Below are 19902 nucleotides of genomic sequence, written 5' to 3'. Positions count from 1 at the left end.
GGATTTATTATGAATACCTTATATCGAAAACCCTTACCAAATAGCACATTAGACTTTTATGATACACGAGAAGCGGTCGAAGCAATCACACCGGGTTCTTATGCAAAGCTGCCTTATACTTCAAGAGTATTAGCTGAGCAATTAGTGCGTAAATGTAGCCCTGAAACATTAACCGACTCTTTAAAGCAATTAATTGAACGCAGAAGAGATTTAGATTTTCCTTGGTATCCAGCACGTGTTGTGTGTCATGATATTTTAGGTCAAACAGCGTTAGTAGATTTAGCGGGGTTGCGTGATGCAATCGCAGAAAAGGGCGGTGATCCAGCTAAAGTAAACCCTGTAGTCCCAACACAGTTAATTGTTGATCACTCGGTTGCTGTAGAGCATGCAGGTTTTGAAAAAAATGCATTTGAAAAAAACCGTGCTATTGAAGATAGACGTAATGAAGATAGATTCCATTTTATAGAGTGGACTAAAACAGCATTTGATAATGTTGATGTGATCCCTGCTGGTAACGGCATTATGCATCAAATTAACTTAGAAAAAATGTCTCCAGTTGTACAAGCGCGCAATGGTGTTGCATATCCTGATACCTGTGTTGGTACCGATTCTCATACACCACATATTGATGCGCTAGGCGTTATTGCAATTGGTGTTGGCGGACTTGAAGCTGAAACAGTGATGCTTGGTCGTCCATCTATGATGCGTCTACCAGATATTGTAGGTGTTAAGCTTACAGGTAAACGCCAACCTGGCATAACAGCAACAGATATTGTTTTAGCGATCACTGAATATTTACGCAATGAAAAAGTCGTGTCTGCTTATCTTGAATTCTTTGGTGAAGGCGCAGCGAATTTAACAATTGGCGATCGTGCAACTATCTCGAATATGACACCTGAATACGGTGCATCAGCGGGTATGTTTTATATCGATCAGCAAACAATTGATTATTTAAAGATTACTGGTCGTGAGCCAGAGCAAGTTGAGCTTGTTGAAAACTATGCAAAAACTACCGGTTTATGGGCTGATGATTTAGTTGAAGCACAATATGAACGTGTACTTGAGTTTGATTTATCAAGTGTATGTCGCAATATGGCAGGTCCATCAAATCCACACCGTAGATTACCTACAAGTGAGTTAGCCTTTAAAGGTATTGCAAAAGACTTAGCTGAATGTAAAACGCAAGAATCACAAGGTGAAATGCCTGATGGTGCCTGTATTATTGCTGCAATCACTAGCTGTACTAATACTTCAAATCCAAGAAATGTTGTTGCTGCTGGTTTAGTCGCAAAACGCGCAAATGAACTAGGTTTAAACCGTAAACCTTGGGTTAAAACTTCATTTGCACCAGGCTCTAAAGTAGCAAAACTGTATTTAGAAGACTCAGGTTTATTACCAGAGATGGAAAAGTTGGGCTTTGGCATCGTTGCTTATGCATGTACAACCTGTAACGGTATGAGCGGGGCACTTGATCCTAAGATACAGCAAGAAGTAATCGATCGTGATTTATATGCTACTGCCGTGCTTTCAGGTAACCGTAACTTTGATGGTCGAATTCACCCTTATGCAAAACAAGCATTTTTAGCATCACCGCCACTTGTTGTTGCTTATGCAATTGCAGGCACGATGCGCTTTGATATTGAAAAAGATGTATTAGGGCAAGATCAAAGTGGTAACGATATCACTTTAAAAGATATCTGGCCAAGTGATGAAGACATAGATGCAATTGTAAACTCAAGTGTAAAACCTGAGCAATTCAAAAAAATCTATGAGCCTATGTTCGATTTAAAAGTAAATTATGGAGAAGATATTGACCCTTTATATGAATGGCGTCCGATGTCTACCTATATTCGCCGTCCACCATATTGGGAAGGTGCTTTAGCGGGTGAGCGAACAATGAAAGGAATGCGTCCGCTTGCAGTACTGGGCGACAATATCACAACAGATCATTTATCTCCGTCAAATGCGATTCAGTTAAACAGTGCCGCTGGTGCTTACTTAGATAAAATGGGTTTACCCGAAGTTGATTTTAACTCGTATGCAACACACCGTGGCGATCACTTAACTGCTCAACGCGCGACGTTTGCTAATCCAAAGCTGTTGAACGAAATGTGTCGTGATGCTAATGGGCAAATAAAGCAAGGATCACTTGCACGTATTGAGCCTGAAGGTCAAGAAAGCCGTATGTGGGAAGCAATTGAAACCTACATGGAGCGTAAACAGCCGCTAATTATCATCGCGGGCGCTGATTATGGCCAAGGGTCATCACGTGATTGGGCTGCTAAAGGTGTACGTTTAGCCGGTGTTGAAGTAATCGTCGCGCAAGGCTTTGAACGTATTCACCGTACTAACTTAGTTGGTATGGGTGTATTACCACTTGAATTCACAAATGGTGAAACACGCCTCACTTATAACATCGATGGTACAGAGACTTATGATGTTGTAGGTGATATAGCACCCGGTTCAGCTATGAAAGTTCTTATGACACGTAAGTCTGGTGAAACAGTTGAGCTCACTGTTAAGTGTCGTTTAGATACAGCTGAAGAAGTATCTGTTTATAATGCAGGTGGGGTATTACAGAAATTTGCTCAAGACTTCTTAGAGTCAAACGTTTAATCGGTTATTTTTACTTATAACTGCGTTCGAAGTGCTCATGTACACTTGTACATTGCGCGCTTCGGCCTTGTTCTAAATAAAAATTCCTCGTTTAAACATTTAACTCCAATTTTTAAGTAGTAAAATATTTGAATTTATTACTTTATATTGTAGGTGAGGCTTTAGCCTTACTATTCAAATCTAAAATAGAAAGTTAGCTTAACTAATTTTCTATTTTTTATTGTAGGGCTTTAGCCTTACAATTCAAATTAAAAGAGAGCGCAATGACTCATCTTCCTCAAATAAAAATACCCGCGACTTATATGCGTGGTGGTACATCAAAAGGTGTATTTTTCAATTTAACTGACTTACCAAAAGCTGCACAAGTGGCAGGTGAAGTGAGAGATAATATTTTATTACGTGTTATTGGCTCTCCTGATCCATATGGTAAACAAACAGATGGCATGGGCGGGGCGACATCAAGTACCAGTAAAACGGTTATTTTAGCGAAAAGCACGGTTGCTGATCACGATGTGGATTATTTATTTGGTCAAGTTGCAATAGATAAAGCATTTGTAGATTGGAGCGGTAACTGTGGCAACTTAACAGCAGCAGTGGGCTCATTTGCCATTAATTCTGGTTTAGTTGATAGCGCACGAATACCTCAAAATGGTGTATGTACGGTACGTATATGGCAAGCAAATATTAAAAAAACCATTATTGCACAAGTGCCAATTACAAATGGTGAAGTGCAAGAAACAGGAGGTTTTGAACTAGATGGTGTGACATTCCCAGCAGCAGAAGTGCCTGTTGAGTTTATTGCGCCAGTAGATCCTTCTGAGGCGATGTTTCCCACAGGGAATGTTGTTGATGAATTAGAAGTACCAGGCGTTGGCACTTTTAAAGCAACTATGATCAATGCAGGTATTCCTACTATATTTTTAAATGCGAAAGAAATTGGTTATACAGGAACTGAATTGCAAGATGCAATTAATGGCGATGATACAGCTTTAACATTTTTTGAAACCATTCGTGCCCATGGTGCAATAAAAATGGGTTTGATTAACGACGTTAAAGAAGCTGTAGCGCGTCAACATACACCTAAGGTTGCATTTGTATCATCAGCCAGTGCTTATACTTCTTCAAGCGGTAAAGAAATCAAGGATTGCGATATAGATTTAAATGTACGTGCTTTATCTATGGGTAAATTACATCATGCTATGATGGGCACAGCTGCTGTTGCGATTGGCACTGCAGCGGCAATTCCAGGTACTTTGGTTAATTTAGCTGCAAACAATGGTGTTTTATCCCAAGAGGGAAAAAACTCGGTTACTTTTGGCCATCCGTCAGGGACTTTAAAAGTAGGTGCACAAGCTAGCATTAATGAAGGTAATTGGACGGTTAATAAAGCAGTTATGAGCCGAAGTGCACGTATTTTAATGGAAGGTTGGGTTCGAATTCCAGGAGATTCGTTTTAAATATCTCTAAGAAAAAAGCTATGAATACATATTCATAGCTTTGACAACATTTAAAAATTGCTTTTAATTTTCTTTACCGAATTATTGAGAACTATCTAGCAAAGCCCATCAGTTCTAAATCATGATATGCCTCATAACCAATAATTTTGATATACCAAGTACCTTCTTGTGGTCTTTTAATTAATACTTGTTCATGTTTTACATAAATGTCAGCATCACCTTCACCGCCTGCAATGTCTAACCAAAGTAGTTTTGCTTTAGGGCCAACATCAATTTTAAAAATAACTGCACTATCAGCTTCACCTTCAATACCTTCAACTCACTCACCACTGAAAAGATAGCCATTTTCTGGTACTTCATTGTCACCACCGCCTGAGCCATCGCCACTTTTAACATCATTAACCCAAGCATTAAAAGCGTTAACACGGGCATAAACACCATACTTATTAGCAACAGCACATGCTTCGCCCCAAGAAACAACACCAGCCTGTACAAATTCACCATTATGGTTAATCACTAATGGACCGCCGCTATCACTTTGACAAGAATCTTTACCACCTTCTTTAATGCCAGCACAGATTTCAGTTGTACTTTTTTTTGCCGAATATACTTCGGCTGAATTACAAGTATCATTAGAAACAATAGGTACATTCACTTTTTGTAAAACATCTGGTCCATTATACCTTGTTCTAGTGTGCCCCAACCTTAAACAGACGCCATCGCACCCACCATGCCAGATACAACAATGATTTCATCAGTTGCCAGTTTTATAAAAGGAATATTAGTTATTGGAGAAGATAGCTTTACAAGTGCGATATCGGCAGCATTTTTGCCTTGTTGATTATAATCAGGATGAATATAGATATCTTCAACGGATGCTTTAGTACGTGTATCATCACTTAGCTTTAAAAAGTTAGAACGAATGGAAAGGCCATTGATATTATCTTTTGTAATATCTTCTACACAATGTGCGGCTGTGAGTACCCAAGTATCAGAGATAAGAGATGCGCCACAAAAGTGCTGGTTATTATATTGCAAACTTGTCATCCATGGGCGTGAATTATCGGTAACAGGTTCGCCACCTACAATTTTAGGTGTCGGGTTGGTTTTTATATTCATTTGCTTGGCTTAAAACAGGTAGTACTGAAATAGAAGCCAATGCAATTGTTATTAAGTTTTTGTTTATTGCTTTCATGTTTGAGTTTCCTTGTTTTGTTCTTCGTACTGATTAAAGAACAAACAAGAGATGAACTATCGTGAGGTTTTGTATAAAGGATGTATCGGTTTGTATCTTTGAGTATTATTAATGATAGGTTTAAGAAAATATAAAAGGTGAAATATGACATTTCAGCTAATATTTATGACTCAGATTATAAGCCTTTTTTACTGTATAAAGTTACTTTGTCTGCAACGATAGTCGCTGTGATATTTTTATCAGCTGAACCCCATATACAATTTGTGTGTAATGTTTTTTCTTCACAACTATCAGCAGAACCTAATAATTGTTCAATTTCAGTTTTATCCATACCCACTTTTACTTTGTCATAGTTTTCAATAGTTACTTTACTACAAGCGGTTAAAGTGAATGCGATAGCTGAAATTGAAAGATACTTTTTCATGTTTGTCTCTTTTTATATGTTTGTTAAATTATTAATGCATATAGCGTCTGATTTGGATCAGAATGCCAAGTTTAGGGTGGTCAAAATAATGTATTTCATTACTGATCACCCGGCGAAATTGATTAAAATGAAAGTTTTTTAACTTTTCGTTTGTACGATCTTCTGCACGTAGGTTAAATTCAGCTTTAATGTTTAAATATTTGCCTCTTAAAAACACTTTAAGCAAACCATCTAGCTGCCAAGCTTCATTTGGATATTCAGGGTTATAGTTAGCTGATTTATTAATTGAGCTATTTACTGAATTATCACTACTTATAATTTTATTGAAAAACTGATTTAAGTCATCTGCTTTATTTGTATCATCTAAATATGAAATTTGTGTCTGTTTTAAATTACCAAAATAATCATATTGCTTTGAAAAGTTTTTACCACCAAATAAACGATAGCTAGGCGCTTGGTGCTCTTTTAATCCTTGTTGTCGCCAACCTGTATGTAAAATAGGCGTCATGCCTTCACGCTTGAGTCTATTTATTGTCGATTTAAACTCTAATTCTTCAGAGGCAATAATATAGGGTGTTTCCATGCCTTCTTGAACTGGCACATCAAGCGTTAAAGGCGTTTTATCCATTAGCGCAATATAATCTATGCTGTCGATACAAACAGGTGAGCTGTATGTATTTAAGGCTTTATTGAATATATTGCTCTGTGATCTTTTAGATAAACATGTATTTTGACCTATTAACTGAAGATGTTCCGATAGCATATCAACAGACTTATTGGTCTTAATAGGCGACAAATCAAAGCTAAAATCTTCATTTACTTTTTCATTATCAGGATGCTCAAATAATACAACTTCCACTTCATACCAGCGGCCGTTTGCACTTGAAACAGCAGTGAATAAAAGGAAAGAAAGTGCTATTAGTGATTTTAACGTCATTTATTTAGTTACCTTTTGCTCAAAATCAGTCATCATGGCATTAATTAATTTCAGTCTTTCACTTGGTTTTTCTTGCGGGATCATAAATTTCAATTTGCTCGCGCCTTCCATTTTATACCTAGATGGATTTGATTGCAGTAACCCTATGATAAACATAGGATCAACTTTGGTTTCTTTGGTAAAGTCGATTGAACCACCTTTTGCATTTGCATCAATTTTACTTATGCCTAATTTAGCGGCACGTATTTTTAATAGCTGTAAAGCAAATAAGTTTTTAGCAGGGTCGGGTAATAAACCAAATCTATCGATTAATTCAATTTTTAAATCGTCAACTTGATCAAAGTTCTGACTAGATGCGATGCGTTTATACATGCTTAAACGGCTATTAACGTCAAAAATATAATCATCAGGTAATAATGCAGGTAATTTTAAGTCAACTTCAGTTTGTTGGCCTAAAATATTTTCTAATGTCGGTTCTTTACCTTGTTTTAGTGATTCAACGGCTTGCTCTAACATCTCCATAAATAACGTAAAACCAACAGATTCAATTTGACCACTTTGCTCATCACCTAATAGTTCGCCGGCGCCACGTATTTCTAGATCATGGCTAGCAAGAGCAAAACCTGCACCTAAGGTTTCTAGAGAACTAATTGCTTCTAAACGTTTTTTAGCATCTTTTGAAATAACTTTTTGATTAGGTGTCATTAAATAGGCGTAGGCTTGATGATGGCTTCGGCCAACACGGCCACGTAATTGGTGCAGTTGTGCTAAACCAAGTTTATCAGCACGATCCATAATAATTGTATTAGCACTTGGTACATCGATACCTGTTTCAATAATTGTGGTACAAACTAAAACATTAAACTTATTATGATAAAAATCAGTCATCAAGCGCTCAAGTTCACGTTCACGCATTTGTCCGTGGGCAATCGTAATATTTGCTTCAGGTAATAATATTTCTAAATCTGCTGCTGTTTTAGCGATTGTTTCAACATTATTATGTAAATAATAAACTTGCCCACCACGTTTTATTTCACGCAGGACTGCCTCACGAATAACAGCCGGATCAGACTGGTGTACAAATGTTTTAACGGCTAAGCGTTTTGCTGGTGGCGTGGATATGATAGATAAATCACGCATACCGCTCATTGCCATATTCAGCGTTCTTGGAATTGGCGTTGCTGTCAGTGTTAAAATATCCACATCGGCACGCAGCGACTTAATTTTTTCTTTTTGTCTTACGCCAAACCTATGTTCTTCATCAACAATTAATAAACCTAAGTCTTTATATTTGATACTTTGATTTAATAGTTTATGTGTACCAATTAAAATATCTAAACGGCCATCAGCTAATTTAGCTAATATTTCAGTTTGTTCTTTTGCTGATTTAAACCGAGAAATCACATCAACTTCAATGGGTAAGTTAGCAAATCTATCTTTAAAGTTTTCATAATGTTGCTGTGCTAATAAAGTCGTAGGCACTAAAATAGCGACCTGTTTACCATCATTTACTGCAACAAATGCTGCGCGCATTGCCACTTCTGTTTTACCAAAGCCTACATCTCCACATACTAATCTATCCATTGCTAATGGTGATTGCATATCGCCAATTACGGCATCAATGGCATTTTTTTGATCTTCTGTCTCTTCAAATGGAAAACTGTTTGAAAATTGTGCATACGCACCTTTATCAATTCTAAATATATTGCCTTGTTTAGCTTGTCTTTGTGCATAAATATCAAGTAACTCTGCGGCAACATCTCGTACTTTTTCAGCCGCTTTGCGTTTGGCTTTTTCCCAAGTATCTGTACCAAGCTTATGCAGTGGTGCACTTTTGTCTTCGCCGCCAGAATAGCGTGTAAGCATATGCAAAGCAGAGACAGGCACATATAATTTGGCTTCGTTCAAATATGTAATGGTTACAAACTCAGCTAAAACTCCTGCAGCATCAAGAGTTTGTAGCCCTTGATAACGACCAACGCCATGATCTAAATGTACAATCGGCTGGCCAATTTTCAATTCAGCTAAATTACGAATGATGGCATCAGCTGTGCCTTCATATTTATGTTTACGTCGACGCTTCTGAGAAACTTTCAAGCCTAATAATTCTTGTTCTGTAATAAGGCTTAATTTTGGTTTACCATCTAAAACAACACTTTGCTCTAGTGGACTGACAATTAAACCAACGTCGGTTTTAGAGTCAACAAAGTCTTTAAAACTATCAAAAGAGTTTAGCTTTATAGCAACTGGTTTAAATAAGCTGAGTAGTGACTCTCTTCTGCCTTCACTTTCTGTGGTAAATAAAACACGTGCTTTAGCTGATTTTTGTTCTATTAAATATTTAGAAATCGCATCAAAAGGATTTTTTAATTGATGGTCAACACGTACATTTGGCAGCGCTAATGTCGGTAAATTAAAGTGGCCAGCTTTGGTACCTAATTTTGCAAGCGATAAGTTAATACGAGCAAAATTGCCCATGTTTGAATACAATTCTTCAATAGGTTGATATATAAAATTTGGAGCTAGTAATGGTCTTAAAGGATCTACATTACGATTTTCAAAACGCGATTGAACATCCTTATAAAATGCTTGTGCACTGTGCTCAATATCACCTAAATGCATTAAAACAGCATTCGTTGGTAAGTAATCAAATATGGTCGCCATTTTTTCAAAAAATAATGGCATGTAATATTCTATACCACCGGGATATTGGCCTTTAGTTACTTGAGTATAAATAGACTCAGGCTGTTTACTGGCACCGAATAATTCTCTGTATTGACTTCTAAAGCGTTCAATATCTTTTTCATTTGTCGGAAATTCATGAGCTGGCATTAATTCAATTGATTGTATTTCCGTGCCAGATCTTTGTGTTTCTACATCAAATTCTTTGATGCTGTCGAGTTCATCATCAAATAAATCTAATCGTAACGGCGTATGATTTCCCATTGGGAATAAATCGACAATAGAACCACGAACAGCAAATTCACCGTGTTCCATTACTTGCTGAACATTTGTATAACCAGCCGTTTCTAAATTACTTCTTAATTTATGACTATCTAATGTTTGTCCGGTTTTAAATAATAATGTGCTACCATAAATAAATTCAGGGGGCGAAGTACGTAGCATTAAAGTCGCTACTGGTAATATTAAAACACCGCTTTGTGTTTGTTTGAGTTTATTTAAGCTGGCTAAACGGTCTGAAATAATATCTTGGTGAGGTGAAAAATGATCATATGGTAACGTTTCCCAGTCAGGGAATATCATGACATTTTGTTCAGGGAGTAAAAACTTTAATTCAGACTCTAACTTTAATGCTGAAGGTGTATCTTGAGTGACTAGCACAACTAAGGCTTTATGGTCTTTAACACCTTGAGATATGGTTAAACTTAATGCACTGCCTTGTAATTGCCCCCATTGAATTTTGTCTTTATTAGATTTTACCCAAGGTAATGATGCCCACTGCGTTAATGCCATTTAGTTTAAACTCCAAACTCTTTTTATTTTGTATTGTTGATATTTATATAAAAAGGCGACTAAGATGCCTATAATTTATGTTTTGCTTTAAGTTGTAATAACCGAGATTGTGCATGCAAACTTGCACGTACTAATAATTCTTGATCAGATGCTCTTACTTGAGTGAACAGTAAAGTATACCTAAACGAATCATCTTCTTTATCTTCTTGTATTGTAATAACTTGAGCGAAACAATATACAGCAGCGGCATCGAAATCTAAAAATAGTTTACAGCAAAAGTCTTGACCTATGGCGTACTTTTCTTGTGTATTAAGTGTAAATCCGCCGCCGCCATAAGAGTGTGTTAAAAGTTTATCATCGGTTTCATGCTCTGTTGATAAAATATGTGACATGATCAAATCAATTTTTCTAGATTGTGCTTTTAAAAATACCGCTAATTCATCTGCAACGTCGCTTAATTGTCTTAACGGCCTGAGTGCACTTTGCTCAAGTTCATTAACTTCATTTGCAAGTATAAATAAAGGTGGGATCCTTTGCTCTAATATTAATGAATTTTCAGGTACCTGCTCAGGGGTGACAGCTTCAAGATTGACTTTAATAGCTTCTTCAATTTGAAAGTATTGTTTAAATTCTTCAAGTTTTGTTTGTGACATAAGAGATTGAGCATTAGTAGAAATTTTTACATATATTAGCCATTTATTAAGTCTAGGCAAGTAAAGAACATATTTTTACAAACTTCTTAATAACAAAGCTACATTAAAAATCATGATTAATGTTAAACTCGCTATAATATTTCGTAGCTGTTAGGTACTTTTGTTCATTATGTTTCAACCTGTTAGCCTATTTATAGGTCTTAGATACAGCCGTGCGGCGAAAGGCAATGCATTTATTTCCTTTATCTCGTTTTTTTCTATTACAGGCATTACGTTAGGAATAATGGCATTGATCACCGTTGTTTCTGTTATGAATGGATTTGAAAATAAACTTAAACAAAGTATGTTAGGTTTATTACCCCATATTGAACTTAGGTTTCAAGAAAACCCATCACAAGATAAATCGATTACTTTTAATCAAATTAAACAAAATCTATTACAAGATGAACGCGTATCAGTTGTATCACAATACATTGAAGCTGAGGCAATTCTACAAACAAATAAAAATATTCAAGGGGTTATCTGGCAAGGTATTTATGCCAAGGCGCAACTTCAACAAGTTCAAGACAGTATAGAGCAGGGTAGCTGGCAGGCATTGTTTAATCAAAAATATACTATAGCGATGAGCCGTTATCAAGCGATTAGATTGGGATTAAATATAGGTGATAAAATTAGAGTTATCGTGCCTAAGGCACCAAGTTATACACCTATGGGCCGAATACCGAGTCAGAGGCTGCTCACATTAGTTGCTATTTATTCGACAGGCTCTGAAATAGATAGAAGTTTAGCATTCAGCCATGGTTTATCGGTATCAAGACTGCTCAAAATTCCAAAATCACAAAAGCAAGCGCCGAGTATTCGAGTGCAATTAAAAGACCCTTTTACAATTGATAATGTTTTATTTACGCACTCAAATACCTTTCATCAATTTGAAGTTTCGGATTGGCGTAAAACGCAAGGGGGGTTATTTTCGGCTGTGGCGATGGAAAAACGTATTATGTCATTATTATTAGGCTTAATTATTCTTGTTGCCGTATTTAATATTGTTTCAGCTTTAACCATGATGGTGGCAGAAAAACAATCTGAAGTTGCGATATTACAAACATTAGGCTTAACCCCAAATAGTGTAAAACAGGTATTTATTATTCAAGGTTTATATAACGGCTTATTTGGTGCTTTACTCGGCGGTGGTTTAGGTATTGCTTTTGCTGCCAATATTAATCAAATATTAGACTTAGTGGGATTAAATTTACTTGGTGGTGCAATCTTGCCAGTCTTATTTGATGTATCTCAGTTAGGTTATATTATTTTTGGCAGTATATTTATGAGTTTTTTGGCAACTTTATACCCAGCAATAAAGGCGGCGAGTGTTCGTCCGGCAGAGGTTTTAAGATATGAGTAATTTAGTAATAAAATGCACGGACATAAATAAAATTTACCAAGATGGTAAAAATAAAACACAAGTATTAAAAGGCGTTAACTTAGAATTAGAACAAGGCGAATTATTAGCGATTGTTGGTAGTTCAGGTTCTGGAAAAAGTACCTTATTGCATATATTGGGCACATTAGATGTAGCGACCGATGGGACTAGTAAGATATTAGATCAAGATGTTGCAAAATTGAGTCGTAAGCAACAAGCCGAATTTAGAAATAAAAATTTAGGATTTATCTATCAATTTCACCATTTGCTAATGGAATTTAATGCATTGGAAAATGTTGCGATGCCATTGTTGATTGCTGGAATGAAGCCAAAGCAAGCAAAAGAAAAAGCAAAAGATATGCTTGATAAAGTTGGGTTAAGTCATCGTATTGAGCATAAACCATCTGAGCTTTCTGGTGGTGAAAGGCAAAGGGTAGCAATTGCACGTGCTTTAGTGGGTGAACCCGCGCTTATTTTAGCAGATGAGCCAACAGGGAATTTAGATAAGCAAAATGCACTTAAAATTTACAATCTAATAAATGAGTTAAATCAGTCTCTCAAAACAAGTTTTGTTGTTGTGACTCATGACTTAGAGTTAGCAGCAAAATTAGGTAAAACGGCTTATTTAGATGATGGTATTTTAACGCTTAAAAAGAGTTCGCTGTGAAATTTAGTTTATTTTTAAGTAAAAGATTTAGACATGCTAAACATGAAAATGGTTTTATTGGTTTTATAGGTAAAGCTTCAAGCATTGGCATAGGGTTAGGCATAGCTGTTTTGATAGTTGCATTATCGGTAATTAATGGTTTTGAATATCATATGGTTAACCGATTACTTAATGTTGTCCCCCATATTGAGTACGAGGCACCTAATGCACCAATAAAAAAGTGGAAAAACAAAATTCAAAGGATAGAGGATCATACCTCTGTGATAGCTGGTGCGCCTTTTATCGCGCTTAATGGCATGGCACAGTTTAAAGGCAAACTAAAAGCTGTTGAAGTCAGGGGCATTGATCCTAAATTAGAAGTCGGTGTTTCTGGTGTTCAAGATTATATTAAAAACTTTGACTTAACTGCATTGGCTAACAATCAGGTTGTTTTAGGTAATCAAATAGCAGAAGAGATCGGCGCACAAAAAGGGGATTTAATTACTTTATTGATCCCGCAAATTAATGCGGGTGCTAACTCATTAAAAGCAGCTAAAAAAATGAAACTAGAGTTAGTTGGCATTATTAAAATGGGCGGACCGATTGATCGCATGACAGCTTTGGTTAACTTATCTAAAACACAAGAAATACTAGGCTTTGAGAAAGATGAAACGAAAGGTTTAAGATTAAAAATTGATGATGTTTTTGCGGCTCAGGCATTATCTATGACATTAGGTTATCAGTTAGATGATTACGTATATGTGAGTAGTTGGTTTATAAAACACAGTAATTTATACCAAGATATTCAGATGGTTCGCACGATAGTTTACTTAGTTGTATTACTTATTATTGCTGTGGCAAGTTTTAATATTGTCTCCACTTTAGTAATGGAAGTTAAAGAAAAACAATCAGATATTGCCATATTAAAAACCATGGGCGCAAAAGATAGCACAATAATATCTACCTTTATGTTGCAAGGGTTAGGGCAATCTTTGAGTGGAATATTCTTTGGCACCTTACTTGGTGTGCTATTAGCAATGAATATACCTGATATTTTTAATTGGTATAGTGAATTCACAGGAAAAAATGTACTGTCAGGCATTTATTTTGTTGAATTTTTACCCTCAAGATTGGATTTTACTGATGTTGCTATCACTGTTTCAATTACTTTAGTGATGACTGTATTAGCAACTGCTTATCCTGCATGGCAGGCAAGTCGGATTGATCCGGCAAAAGTACTCGGCCAATAAAGAGTCAGATTATGAATTGTAAGTGCTGATATTTTAAACGGTCAATGATAAATTGAACATATATACTTGCGTAGTGACTCATTACAACATAGAGTAATGAAAAATAAGAGCTGAGCTCACTAATTAAATATTCCTTAGGGTTTATATACAAGAATAATATTTAGGAAGTAATCATGTCAGAGACAGAGCAAAAACCACAACAAGAACAACGTAGAGAGCTAACGCAAGAAGAAAATATCGCATGGCAACGTGAAGCCTTTCAAAATGCACAAAAGCATTTAGCTGGCAAAGGTATCATGCCGAAAACAATTATTGAAAAAGATAGTCGCTATTTATCTCCGCTTTTTGCGGTTTGGAAAATAAAATCAGAAAACGGTAAAACATATTGGGTTATATCTGGTCAATTACCAACAGATCATATCGAAGTAAGTGCTGCACCAACTGCTCGTGAAGCGGTCCGCTATTTTTCATTTCAATGGCAAATGAAAGCTGAACAAATTATGAAAGCGGGTGCAAGAGATAAAACACAAGTCGATTTTGCTAACTTGTTAGTTAATCGTGCACAAGGTATCTATGAGTTTTATGAAAAAGATGACCTCTGGGGCAATGAATAATGATTGAATTGCTAAATTTTTAGCTACAATCTTAATAATTTAGATATACAAAAACGAATATACTAAAGTATATTCGTTTTTTTGTTTTTAGATGAAGCATATTTAATGAACTAAACTAAATTCCGAAGTGGTAAAGCTTTCTATTGGGCAGCATAATCTTTGTCTTGCAATTCCTGCTTCCATAAAAACGGGACCTTTAGAAAAAAAGCCTGCTTTTAAAAATTTATCTTTTTCATGTAGGATACAATTAAAACTCATTTCAGTTGCACCTTGCTCCTTTGCTACTGAAACTAAATAAGAAAATAAGTTTTGATAGATATCTTCAGTTCTAAACTCTGGCAGTACGGCAACTCTGCTCATTAGGCCATCTTCAGATAGTCTGGCAGAAGCGATAATGATATTTTGTTCATTTAAAAGTACAATGTGCTGAGATGTTCGGTCTAGCTGGTCAAACTCTATATGTTTGGGAATATGATATTCACATACAAAAACCTTTTCCCTTAAGGCTTTTAAGCGTTCCCTGTTTTTTAACCAATTTACTTGTTGTAGCTCATATGACATGTTGAAACCCCATTTTTTGACCCTAAATTCAGCACAGTTCGCAATAGCATTTATCAGAAAAAACTCTGCGGCCTTTTAAGTTCTGATTTAGGGTATAGGTCTAAACTTTATTCAACGTACCAGTAACCCTCATTTATGATCTTAGTCAAAGTTTCGATAAACAGTGAAAAATTAATTGAACTTTTTAACTGGTCGGATGTTACAAAGCTATAATCTGTTAGTAATTGAATACTTTGAAGCATCTCAAATGGGAAAATTGTATTTTCTCCTTGATAGCTAAAAATGATTGAATCCTTATTTACTTGATATAATGCTCTTAATCCACCGATACGAACAAAGTTAATATCTTCTTGGTTGATCAAATCAATAATATCATCGCAAGTATACTTACCTTCAATTGGTGCGACATCAAGTTCATGTTTCGCTTCTGACATAGTGCGACCTAACCAGGCTTTTAAGGCTTCTCTATCTTTGATGACATCTAATAATAGGTTTTGAATATTAGAAACTTCATCTTCTTGAATTTCACCTATAGAATCTCTTAATTGTAGCTGAGGATCACTGTAACGTGTTTTACCTAGTTCATTATCTATTAGATGATCAGCAAATGAAGATAGCATATCTGTTTGATTAGGGGCTCTAAAACCAACAGAGTAGTTAATTGCATTTTCAACAGCATAACCTTCATGAGGACAGCCTGGTGGGATATATAATATATCACCTGGTTCTAATACAACATCGATACAGGCTTCAAAGTTTTCAATTTGAAGCAAGCTATTACATGGGATCACTTCTTTTAATTTTGGCTGTGGCATTCCAACACGCCAGTGCCTTTTACCTTCACCTTGTATAATAAACACATCATATTGATCTAGGTGTGGTCCTACGCCACCTTTAGGACTAGAAAAGCTGATCATCAGATCATCTATGCGCCAATTTGGAATAAAACGAAATGCTTCTAGTATTTCCGCTGCTTCAGGATGCCAATGATCTACTGCTTGAACTAATAAAGTAGAATGAGTCGGTTTTAAAAGTGAGAAGTCCTCAAATGGGCCATGATGTGCATCCCATTTATCATCTTGGTTGGTAATGATGCGAGATTCTATATTCTCTTCCATAGCTAAACCAGCAAGCTCTTCAACTGAGATAGGATCTTGGAAATTTTCAAAACCAGCTTTGATTAATAACGGTTTTTTTTGCCAATATTTTTCTAAAAACTCGCTGTGGCTTAAATTATTGATATTTAATTGATACATAGATCTGCTCCGCATTTCTATTAAGGCCACTGGGTGGCAAAGTTGAATGTATTCTTCAAGTTGATATTAATAGTTAAATATTAGTTATTAAAATCACATGCAGAGGTGCAATAAGTTTATTTAGTGTTCTTGTAACAAAAAAGCGAATATGTATTATCATATTCGCTTTTAATTCCATTTCTAGCTAATGGTTTTAATAAATCCGCAAAGCGGCTTTATAGCTCATCAACAAAAGCAATTGCGCGGCCAATGTAGTTGGCTGGAGTCATAAGCTTCATTTCAGTTTTAGCTGATTCAGGAAGTTCTAAACCGTCGATGAAATCAGCCATGATTTCTTGATTTACACGTTTACCACGAGTTAAATCTTTAAGTTTTTCATATGGCTTTTCGATACCATATTTACGCATAACTGTTTGAATTGGTTCTGCAAGTAATTCCCAGTTTTGATCTAATTCTTCAAGTAATTTGGCTTCATTTACTTGTAGTTTAGTCATACCTTTTAGTGTTGATTGGTATGCAATTACAGCATAACCCATACCTACACCTAAATTGCGTAAAACAGTTGAATCTGTTAAATCACGCTGCCAGCGAGATAAAGGTAATTTTTGTGCTAGGTGAGCAAAAATAGCATTTGCTAGGCCTAAGTTACCTTCTGAATTTTCAAAGTCAATTGGATTAACTTTATGTGGCATAGTTGAAGAACCAATTTCACCAGCAATGGTTTTTTGCTTAAAGTGACCTAATGCAATGTAGCCCCATACGTCACGGTCAAAATCTAATAAGATAGTATTGAAACGTGCGATCGCATCAAATAACTCAGCAATGTAATCATGCGGTTCGATTTGAGTTGTGTAAGGGTTTAAAGTAATACCTAGGCTAGTCACAAATTCTTGTGCGTGTTGATGCCAATCATGTTCAGGGTAAGCACTTAAATGAGCATTGTAGTTACCAACAGCACCATTTACTTTACCTAACATTTCAACTTGAGAAATTTGATCTCGTTGACGTTTAAGGCGCATGTAAACATTCGCCATTTCTTTACCCATAGTTGAAGGTGAAGCAGGCTGACCGTGTGTACGCGCCATCATTGGAATACTTTTGTATTCAACAGCTAAATCTTTAAGGCCCGAAAGTAATTTATCACAGTAAGGAAGTAATACTTCATCACGAGCTTCAGTTAGCATTAAAGCATGAGATAGGTTATTGATATCTTCTGAAGTACATGCAAAGTGAATAAATTCATTTACAGCGTGTAATTCAGCGTTATCAGCTACTTTTTCTTTTAATAGGTATTCTACAGCTTTAACATCGTGATTAGTTGTGCTTTCGATGTCTTTAACACGTTGTGCATCTGCTTCGCTAAAATTAGTAACAATCGCATCTAATAATGCATTTGCTTCATCACTAAAACTAGGTACTTCAGCAATTGCTTCAGCGCGTGATAGCGCTTGTAGCCAGCGAACTTCTACCGTTACACGGTATTTTATTAAACCGAACTCACTGAAAATGCTACGTAGCTCTTTAGTTTTACTACCGTAACGCCCATCAACAGGTGAGATCGCGGTTAATGCTGAAAGTTCCATTATAACTCCTAATTAAATATACGAAGAGTCTTATGCCTATCGTTAGGCATAAGATAATTTAAATCATAGATTTTGCTGTACGTACCAATTTACCCTTTGAGAGAATAAATTGACGACGTTTACCGCCCATTTGTCGCCATAAAACAGCAGCACGAATGCCAACTAGCAATAATGCACGGATTTTGTTTTGGGTTTGTTTCTGCTGCAATAAACTTGGTTCACCAAACACTTGAATACGCTGTCCAAGTGGACTGACGACATCAGCGTATATATCAGCTAGGCAGGCTACAACAGACTCATGTGTAATTTCAAAATGAGATAAGCGACGCTTAATATCTTCTATTTTTGTGCCTAATAAGTTTAATTGTTGTGGTTTGCTATTTAAAGCACGTTCTAATTGGATTAATCCACCAACATATTTTACTAGTTCAACACTTTTTTTTGGGCCAGAATCAAGTTGCTGTACAACGAGTTGATACCCTGTTTTTAAATCGGCTTGACTGCGATAAATTTCTTCTGGGCTGTTTGGATCAGTGACAACTAGAGATGACAGCATCATTTCAAGGTCATAAGTATTAACAGATTTTCCTTGTGCTACCTTTTGTACCATGTGTGCCGCTTGGCACATGGCAGCAAGTGCCATAACTTGATATTGCATGCTAGGTATGACCTTATTTAATCACTGAATCGATAATACCGCCGCCTAAACACACTTCGCCATCATAAAACACGGCAGATTGCCCTGGTGTAACAGACGATTGTGGTTCATCAAATAATACGCGGGCATAACCATCTTCACTTACAAGTAAAGTACAAGGTAAGTCTGTTTGACGATAGCGTGTTTTAACTGTACAACGTTTAGTACCTTTAGGACCTGTTCTATCTAGCCAGTCTAGCTGATTAGCCATTAAACCATTTGAAAATAGGCGAGGGTGATTTTTGCCTTGACCAACAACTAATACATTTTGGTCCATGTCTTTATCAACAACATACCAAGGTTCACCTGAGCCTTCTTTCATACCACCTATCATTAAGCCTTTACGCTGACCTAAAGTGTGATACATCAAACCTTCATGATCGCCAACTTGATTACCATCGGTATCTTCAATTTTACCAGGTTGTGCAGGTAAGTATTTTTGTAGGAAGTCTTTAAACTTACGTTCACCGATAAAACAGATACCCGTACTGTCTTTTTTATTATGGGTAATTAAGTTTTGCTCTTCTGCGATACGACGTACTTCAGGTTTTTCTAATTCACCAACAGGGAACAATGTTTGTGCGATATGTTCATGACTTAAAGCATATAAGAAGTAGCTTTGATCTTTATTATCATCAAGGCCACGTAATAACTGAAATTTTCCGTTATTTTCTGTGCGTCTTACATAATGACCTGTCGCAATGTAATCTGCTTTTAAAGCTTGCGCAGCAAATTGTAAAAATGCTTTGAATTTGATTTCTTTATTACACATGATATCTGGGTTTGGAGTACGTCCTGCTTTATATTCAGCTAAAAAGTACTCAAATACGTTATCCCAGTATTCAGCGGCAAAGTTAACTGTATGTAATTCAATACCTAACTTATCACACACTGCTTGTGCATCTTTTAAATCTTCTGATGCAGCACAATATTCATCTGTATCATCTTCTTCCCAATTTTTCATAAACAAGCCTTCAACCTGATAGCCTTGTTGCATTAATAAATATGCTGAAACAGAAGAATCGACACCACCAGACATGCCAACGATGACTTTAGTGTTTTTATTAGAAGATGAAGAATCGCTCAAATGATTATCGCTCATAGTAATTAAATAAATGC

At 36.2% G+C, this 19902-nt stretch carries 17 protein-coding genes; 6 read left to right on the top strand and 11 right to left on the bottom strand.

All coding sequences use genetic code 11. The features are described 5' to 3' along the window. Positions 1–9 precede the first annotated feature (9 nt). Both acnD and prpF read left to right on the top strand, forming a co-directional pair. Positions 10–2616 carry a Fe/S-dependent 2-methylisocitrate dehydratase AcnD gene (acnD, locus tag PSA_RS12735; RefSeq protein WP_042143991.1) on the top strand — a complete coding sequence of 869 codons (2607 nt, stop codon included), beginning with the start codon at positions 10–12 and terminating at the stop codon, positions 2614–2616. 263 nt (positions 2617–2879) lie between these two features. Beyond that, positions 2880–4073 carry a 2-methylaconitate cis-trans isomerase PrpF gene (gene prpF / locus PSA_RS12730; protein WP_042143993.1) on the top strand — a complete coding sequence of 398 codons (1194 nt, stop codon included), beginning with the start codon at positions 2880–2882 and terminating at the stop codon, positions 4071–4073. 319 nt (positions 4074–4392) lie between these two features. On the opposite strand, the gene PSA_RS26865 is transcribed toward prpF, so the two are convergent. From PSA_RS26865 to PSA_RS12700, 6 genes are all read right to left on the bottom strand, one after another. Next, complete coding sequence (locus PSA_RS26865; protein WP_042143995.1) at positions 4393–4776, bottom strand: serine protease; 384 nt, start codon at positions 4774–4776, stop codon at positions 4393–4395. A gap of 2 nt (positions 4777–4778) precedes the next feature. Beyond that, complete coding sequence (locus tag PSA_RS26860; RefSeq protein WP_052379891.1) at positions 4779–5192, bottom strand: trypsin-like serine protease; 414 nt, start codon at positions 5190–5192, stop codon at positions 4779–4781. A gap of 251 nt (positions 5193–5443) precedes the next feature. Further along, complete coding sequence (locus PSA_RS12715) at positions 5444–5692, bottom strand: lipoprotein (protein WP_042143997.1); 249 nt, start codon at positions 5690–5692, stop codon at positions 5444–5446. A gap of 31 nt (positions 5693–5723) precedes the next feature. Further along, positions 5724–6629: a CsiV family protein gene (locus PSA_RS12710; RefSeq protein WP_042143999.1), complete on the bottom strand. Its 906-nt coding sequence runs from the start codon at positions 6627–6629 to the stop codon at positions 5724–5726. Then, positions 6630–10103: a transcription-repair coupling factor gene (mfd, locus tag PSA_RS12705; RefSeq protein WP_042144002.1), complete on the bottom strand. Its 3474-nt coding sequence runs from the start codon at positions 10101–10103 to the stop codon at positions 6630–6632. A 68-nt stretch (positions 10104–10171) separates the two neighbouring features. Then, positions 10172–10756: a hypothetical protein gene (locus PSA_RS12700; RefSeq protein ID WP_042144005.1), complete on the bottom strand. Its 585-nt coding sequence runs from the start codon at positions 10754–10756 to the stop codon at positions 10172–10174. Between the two features lie 169 nt (positions 10757–10925). Here PSA_RS12700 and PSA_RS12695 point away from each other — a divergent pair, with 169 nt between their 5' ends. From PSA_RS12695 to PSA_RS12680, 4 genes are all read left to right on the top strand, one after another. Continuing rightward, positions 10926–12158 (top strand): lipoprotein-releasing ABC transporter permease subunit, encoded by a 1233-nt coding sequence (locus PSA_RS12695; RefSeq protein WP_042144007.1) that lies wholly within the window; start codon positions 10926–10928, stop codon positions 12156–12158. Further along, positions 12151–12843: a lipoprotein-releasing ABC transporter ATP-binding protein LolD gene (gene lolD, locus PSA_RS12690; protein ID WP_042144009.1), complete on the top strand. Its 693-nt coding sequence runs from the start codon at positions 12151–12153 to the stop codon at positions 12841–12843. Before PSA_RS12695 ends, lolD begins: the two co-directional genes overlap by 8 nt. Continuing rightward, a complete protein-coding gene (locus PSA_RS12685) occupies positions 12840–14072 on the top strand; it encodes a lipoprotein-releasing ABC transporter permease subunit (RefSeq protein ID WP_042144011.1) in 1233 nt (410 codons plus the stop codon). The genes lolD and PSA_RS12685 overlap by 4 nt, the downstream gene beginning before the upstream one ends. A 173-nt stretch (positions 14073–14245) precedes the next feature. Continuing rightward, the gene (locus PSA_RS12680; protein WP_042144014.1) at positions 14246–14686 is read left to right on the top strand and encodes a DUF4826 family protein; all 441 of its coding nucleotides are present in this window, start codon (positions 14246–14248) and stop codon (positions 14684–14686) included. A gap of 102 nt (positions 14687–14788) precedes the next feature. On the opposite strand, the gene PSA_RS12675 is transcribed toward PSA_RS12680, so the two are convergent. The 5 genes from PSA_RS12675 to mnmA all read right to left on the bottom strand — a co-directional run bounded on the left by PSA_RS12675 (position 14789) and on the right by mnmA (position 19870). Beyond that, a complete protein-coding gene (locus PSA_RS12675) occupies positions 14789–15247 on the bottom strand; it encodes a GNAT family N-acetyltransferase (RefSeq protein WP_042144016.1) in 459 nt (152 codons plus the stop codon). Between the two features lie 107 nt (positions 15248–15354). Next, a complete protein-coding gene (locus PSA_RS12670) occupies positions 15355–16503 on the bottom strand; it encodes a cupin domain-containing protein (protein ID WP_042144018.1) in 1149 nt (382 codons plus the stop codon). Positions 16504–16718: 215 nt separating this feature from the next. Continuing rightward, on the bottom strand, positions 16719–18086 hold the full coding sequence (gene purB / locus PSA_RS12665) for an adenylosuccinate lyase (RefSeq protein WP_042144020.1): 1368 nt from the start codon (positions 18084–18086) through the stop codon (positions 16719–16721). Positions 18087–18144: 58 nt separating this feature from the next. Further along, the gene (gene hflD, locus PSA_RS12660) at positions 18145–18744 is read right to left on the bottom strand and encodes a high frequency lysogenization protein HflD (RefSeq protein ID WP_042144021.1); all 600 of its coding nucleotides are present in this window, start codon (positions 18742–18744) and stop codon (positions 18145–18147) included. 13 nt (positions 18745–18757) lie between these two features. Beyond that, on the bottom strand, positions 18758–19870 hold the full coding sequence (gene mnmA / locus PSA_RS12655; protein WP_269432795.1) for a tRNA 2-thiouridine(34) synthase MnmA: 1113 nt from the start codon (positions 19868–19870) through the stop codon (positions 18758–18760). Between the last annotated feature and the right edge of the window lie 32 nt (positions 19871–19902).

Source organism: Pseudoalteromonas sp. '520P1 No. 423', assembly GCF_001269985.1.
In the GTDB taxonomy this organism is placed as follows: domain Bacteria; phylum Pseudomonadota; class Gammaproteobacteria; order Enterobacterales; family Alteromonadaceae; genus Pseudoalteromonas.
The sequence above is the reverse complement of the archived record's forward strand: the minus strand, read 5'-3'. Positions and strand labels throughout refer to the sequence as shown.

Coding starts and splice junctions, on each gene's coding strand:
- PSA_RS12710 (WP_042143999.1), bottom strand. CDS start 6,629: ATGACGTTAAAATCACTAATAGCACTTTCTTTCCTTTTATTCACTGCT.
- hflD (WP_042144021.1), bottom strand. CDS start 18,744: ATGCAATATCAAGTTATGGCACTTGCTGCCATGTGCCAAGCGGCACAC.
- PSA_RS12695 (WP_042144007.1), top strand. CDS start 10,926: ATGTTTCAACCTGTTAGCCTATTTATAGGTCTTAGATACAGCCGTGCG.
- acnD (WP_042143991.1), top strand. CDS start 10: ATGAATACCTTATATCGAAAACCCTTACCAAATAGCACATTAGACTTT.
- PSA_RS26860 (WP_052379891.1), bottom strand. CDS start 5,192: ATGAATATAAAAACCAACCCGACACCTAAAATTGTAGGTGGCGAACCT.
- prpF (WP_042143993.1), top strand. CDS start 2,880: ATGACTCATCTTCCTCAAATAAAAATACCCGCGACTTATATGCGTGGT.
- PSA_RS12700 (WP_042144005.1), bottom strand. CDS start 10,756: ATGTCACAAACAAAACTTGAAGAATTTAAACAATACTTTCAAATTGAA.
- purB (WP_042144020.1), bottom strand. CDS start 18,086: ATGGAACTTTCAGCATTAACCGCGATCTCACCTGTTGATGGGCGTTAC.
- PSA_RS12680 (WP_042144014.1), top strand. CDS start 14,246: ATGTCAGAGACAGAGCAAAAACCACAACAAGAACAACGTAGAGAGCTA.
- PSA_RS12670 (WP_042144018.1), bottom strand. CDS start 16,503: ATGTATCAATTAAATATCAATAATTTAAGCCACAGCGAGTTTTTAGAA.
- mfd (WP_042144002.1), bottom strand. CDS start 10,103: ATGGCATTAACGCAGTGGGCATCATTACCTTGGGTAAAATCTAATAAA.
- PSA_RS12675 (WP_042144016.1), bottom strand. CDS start 15,247: ATGTCATATGAGCTACAACAAGTAAATTGGTTAAAAAACAGGGAACGC.
- lolD (WP_042144009.1), top strand. CDS start 12,151: ATGAGTAATTTAGTAATAAAATGCACGGACATAAATAAAATTTACCAA.
- PSA_RS12715 (WP_042143997.1), bottom strand. CDS start 5,692: ATGAAAAAGTATCTTTCAATTTCAGCTATCGCATTCACTTTAACCGCT.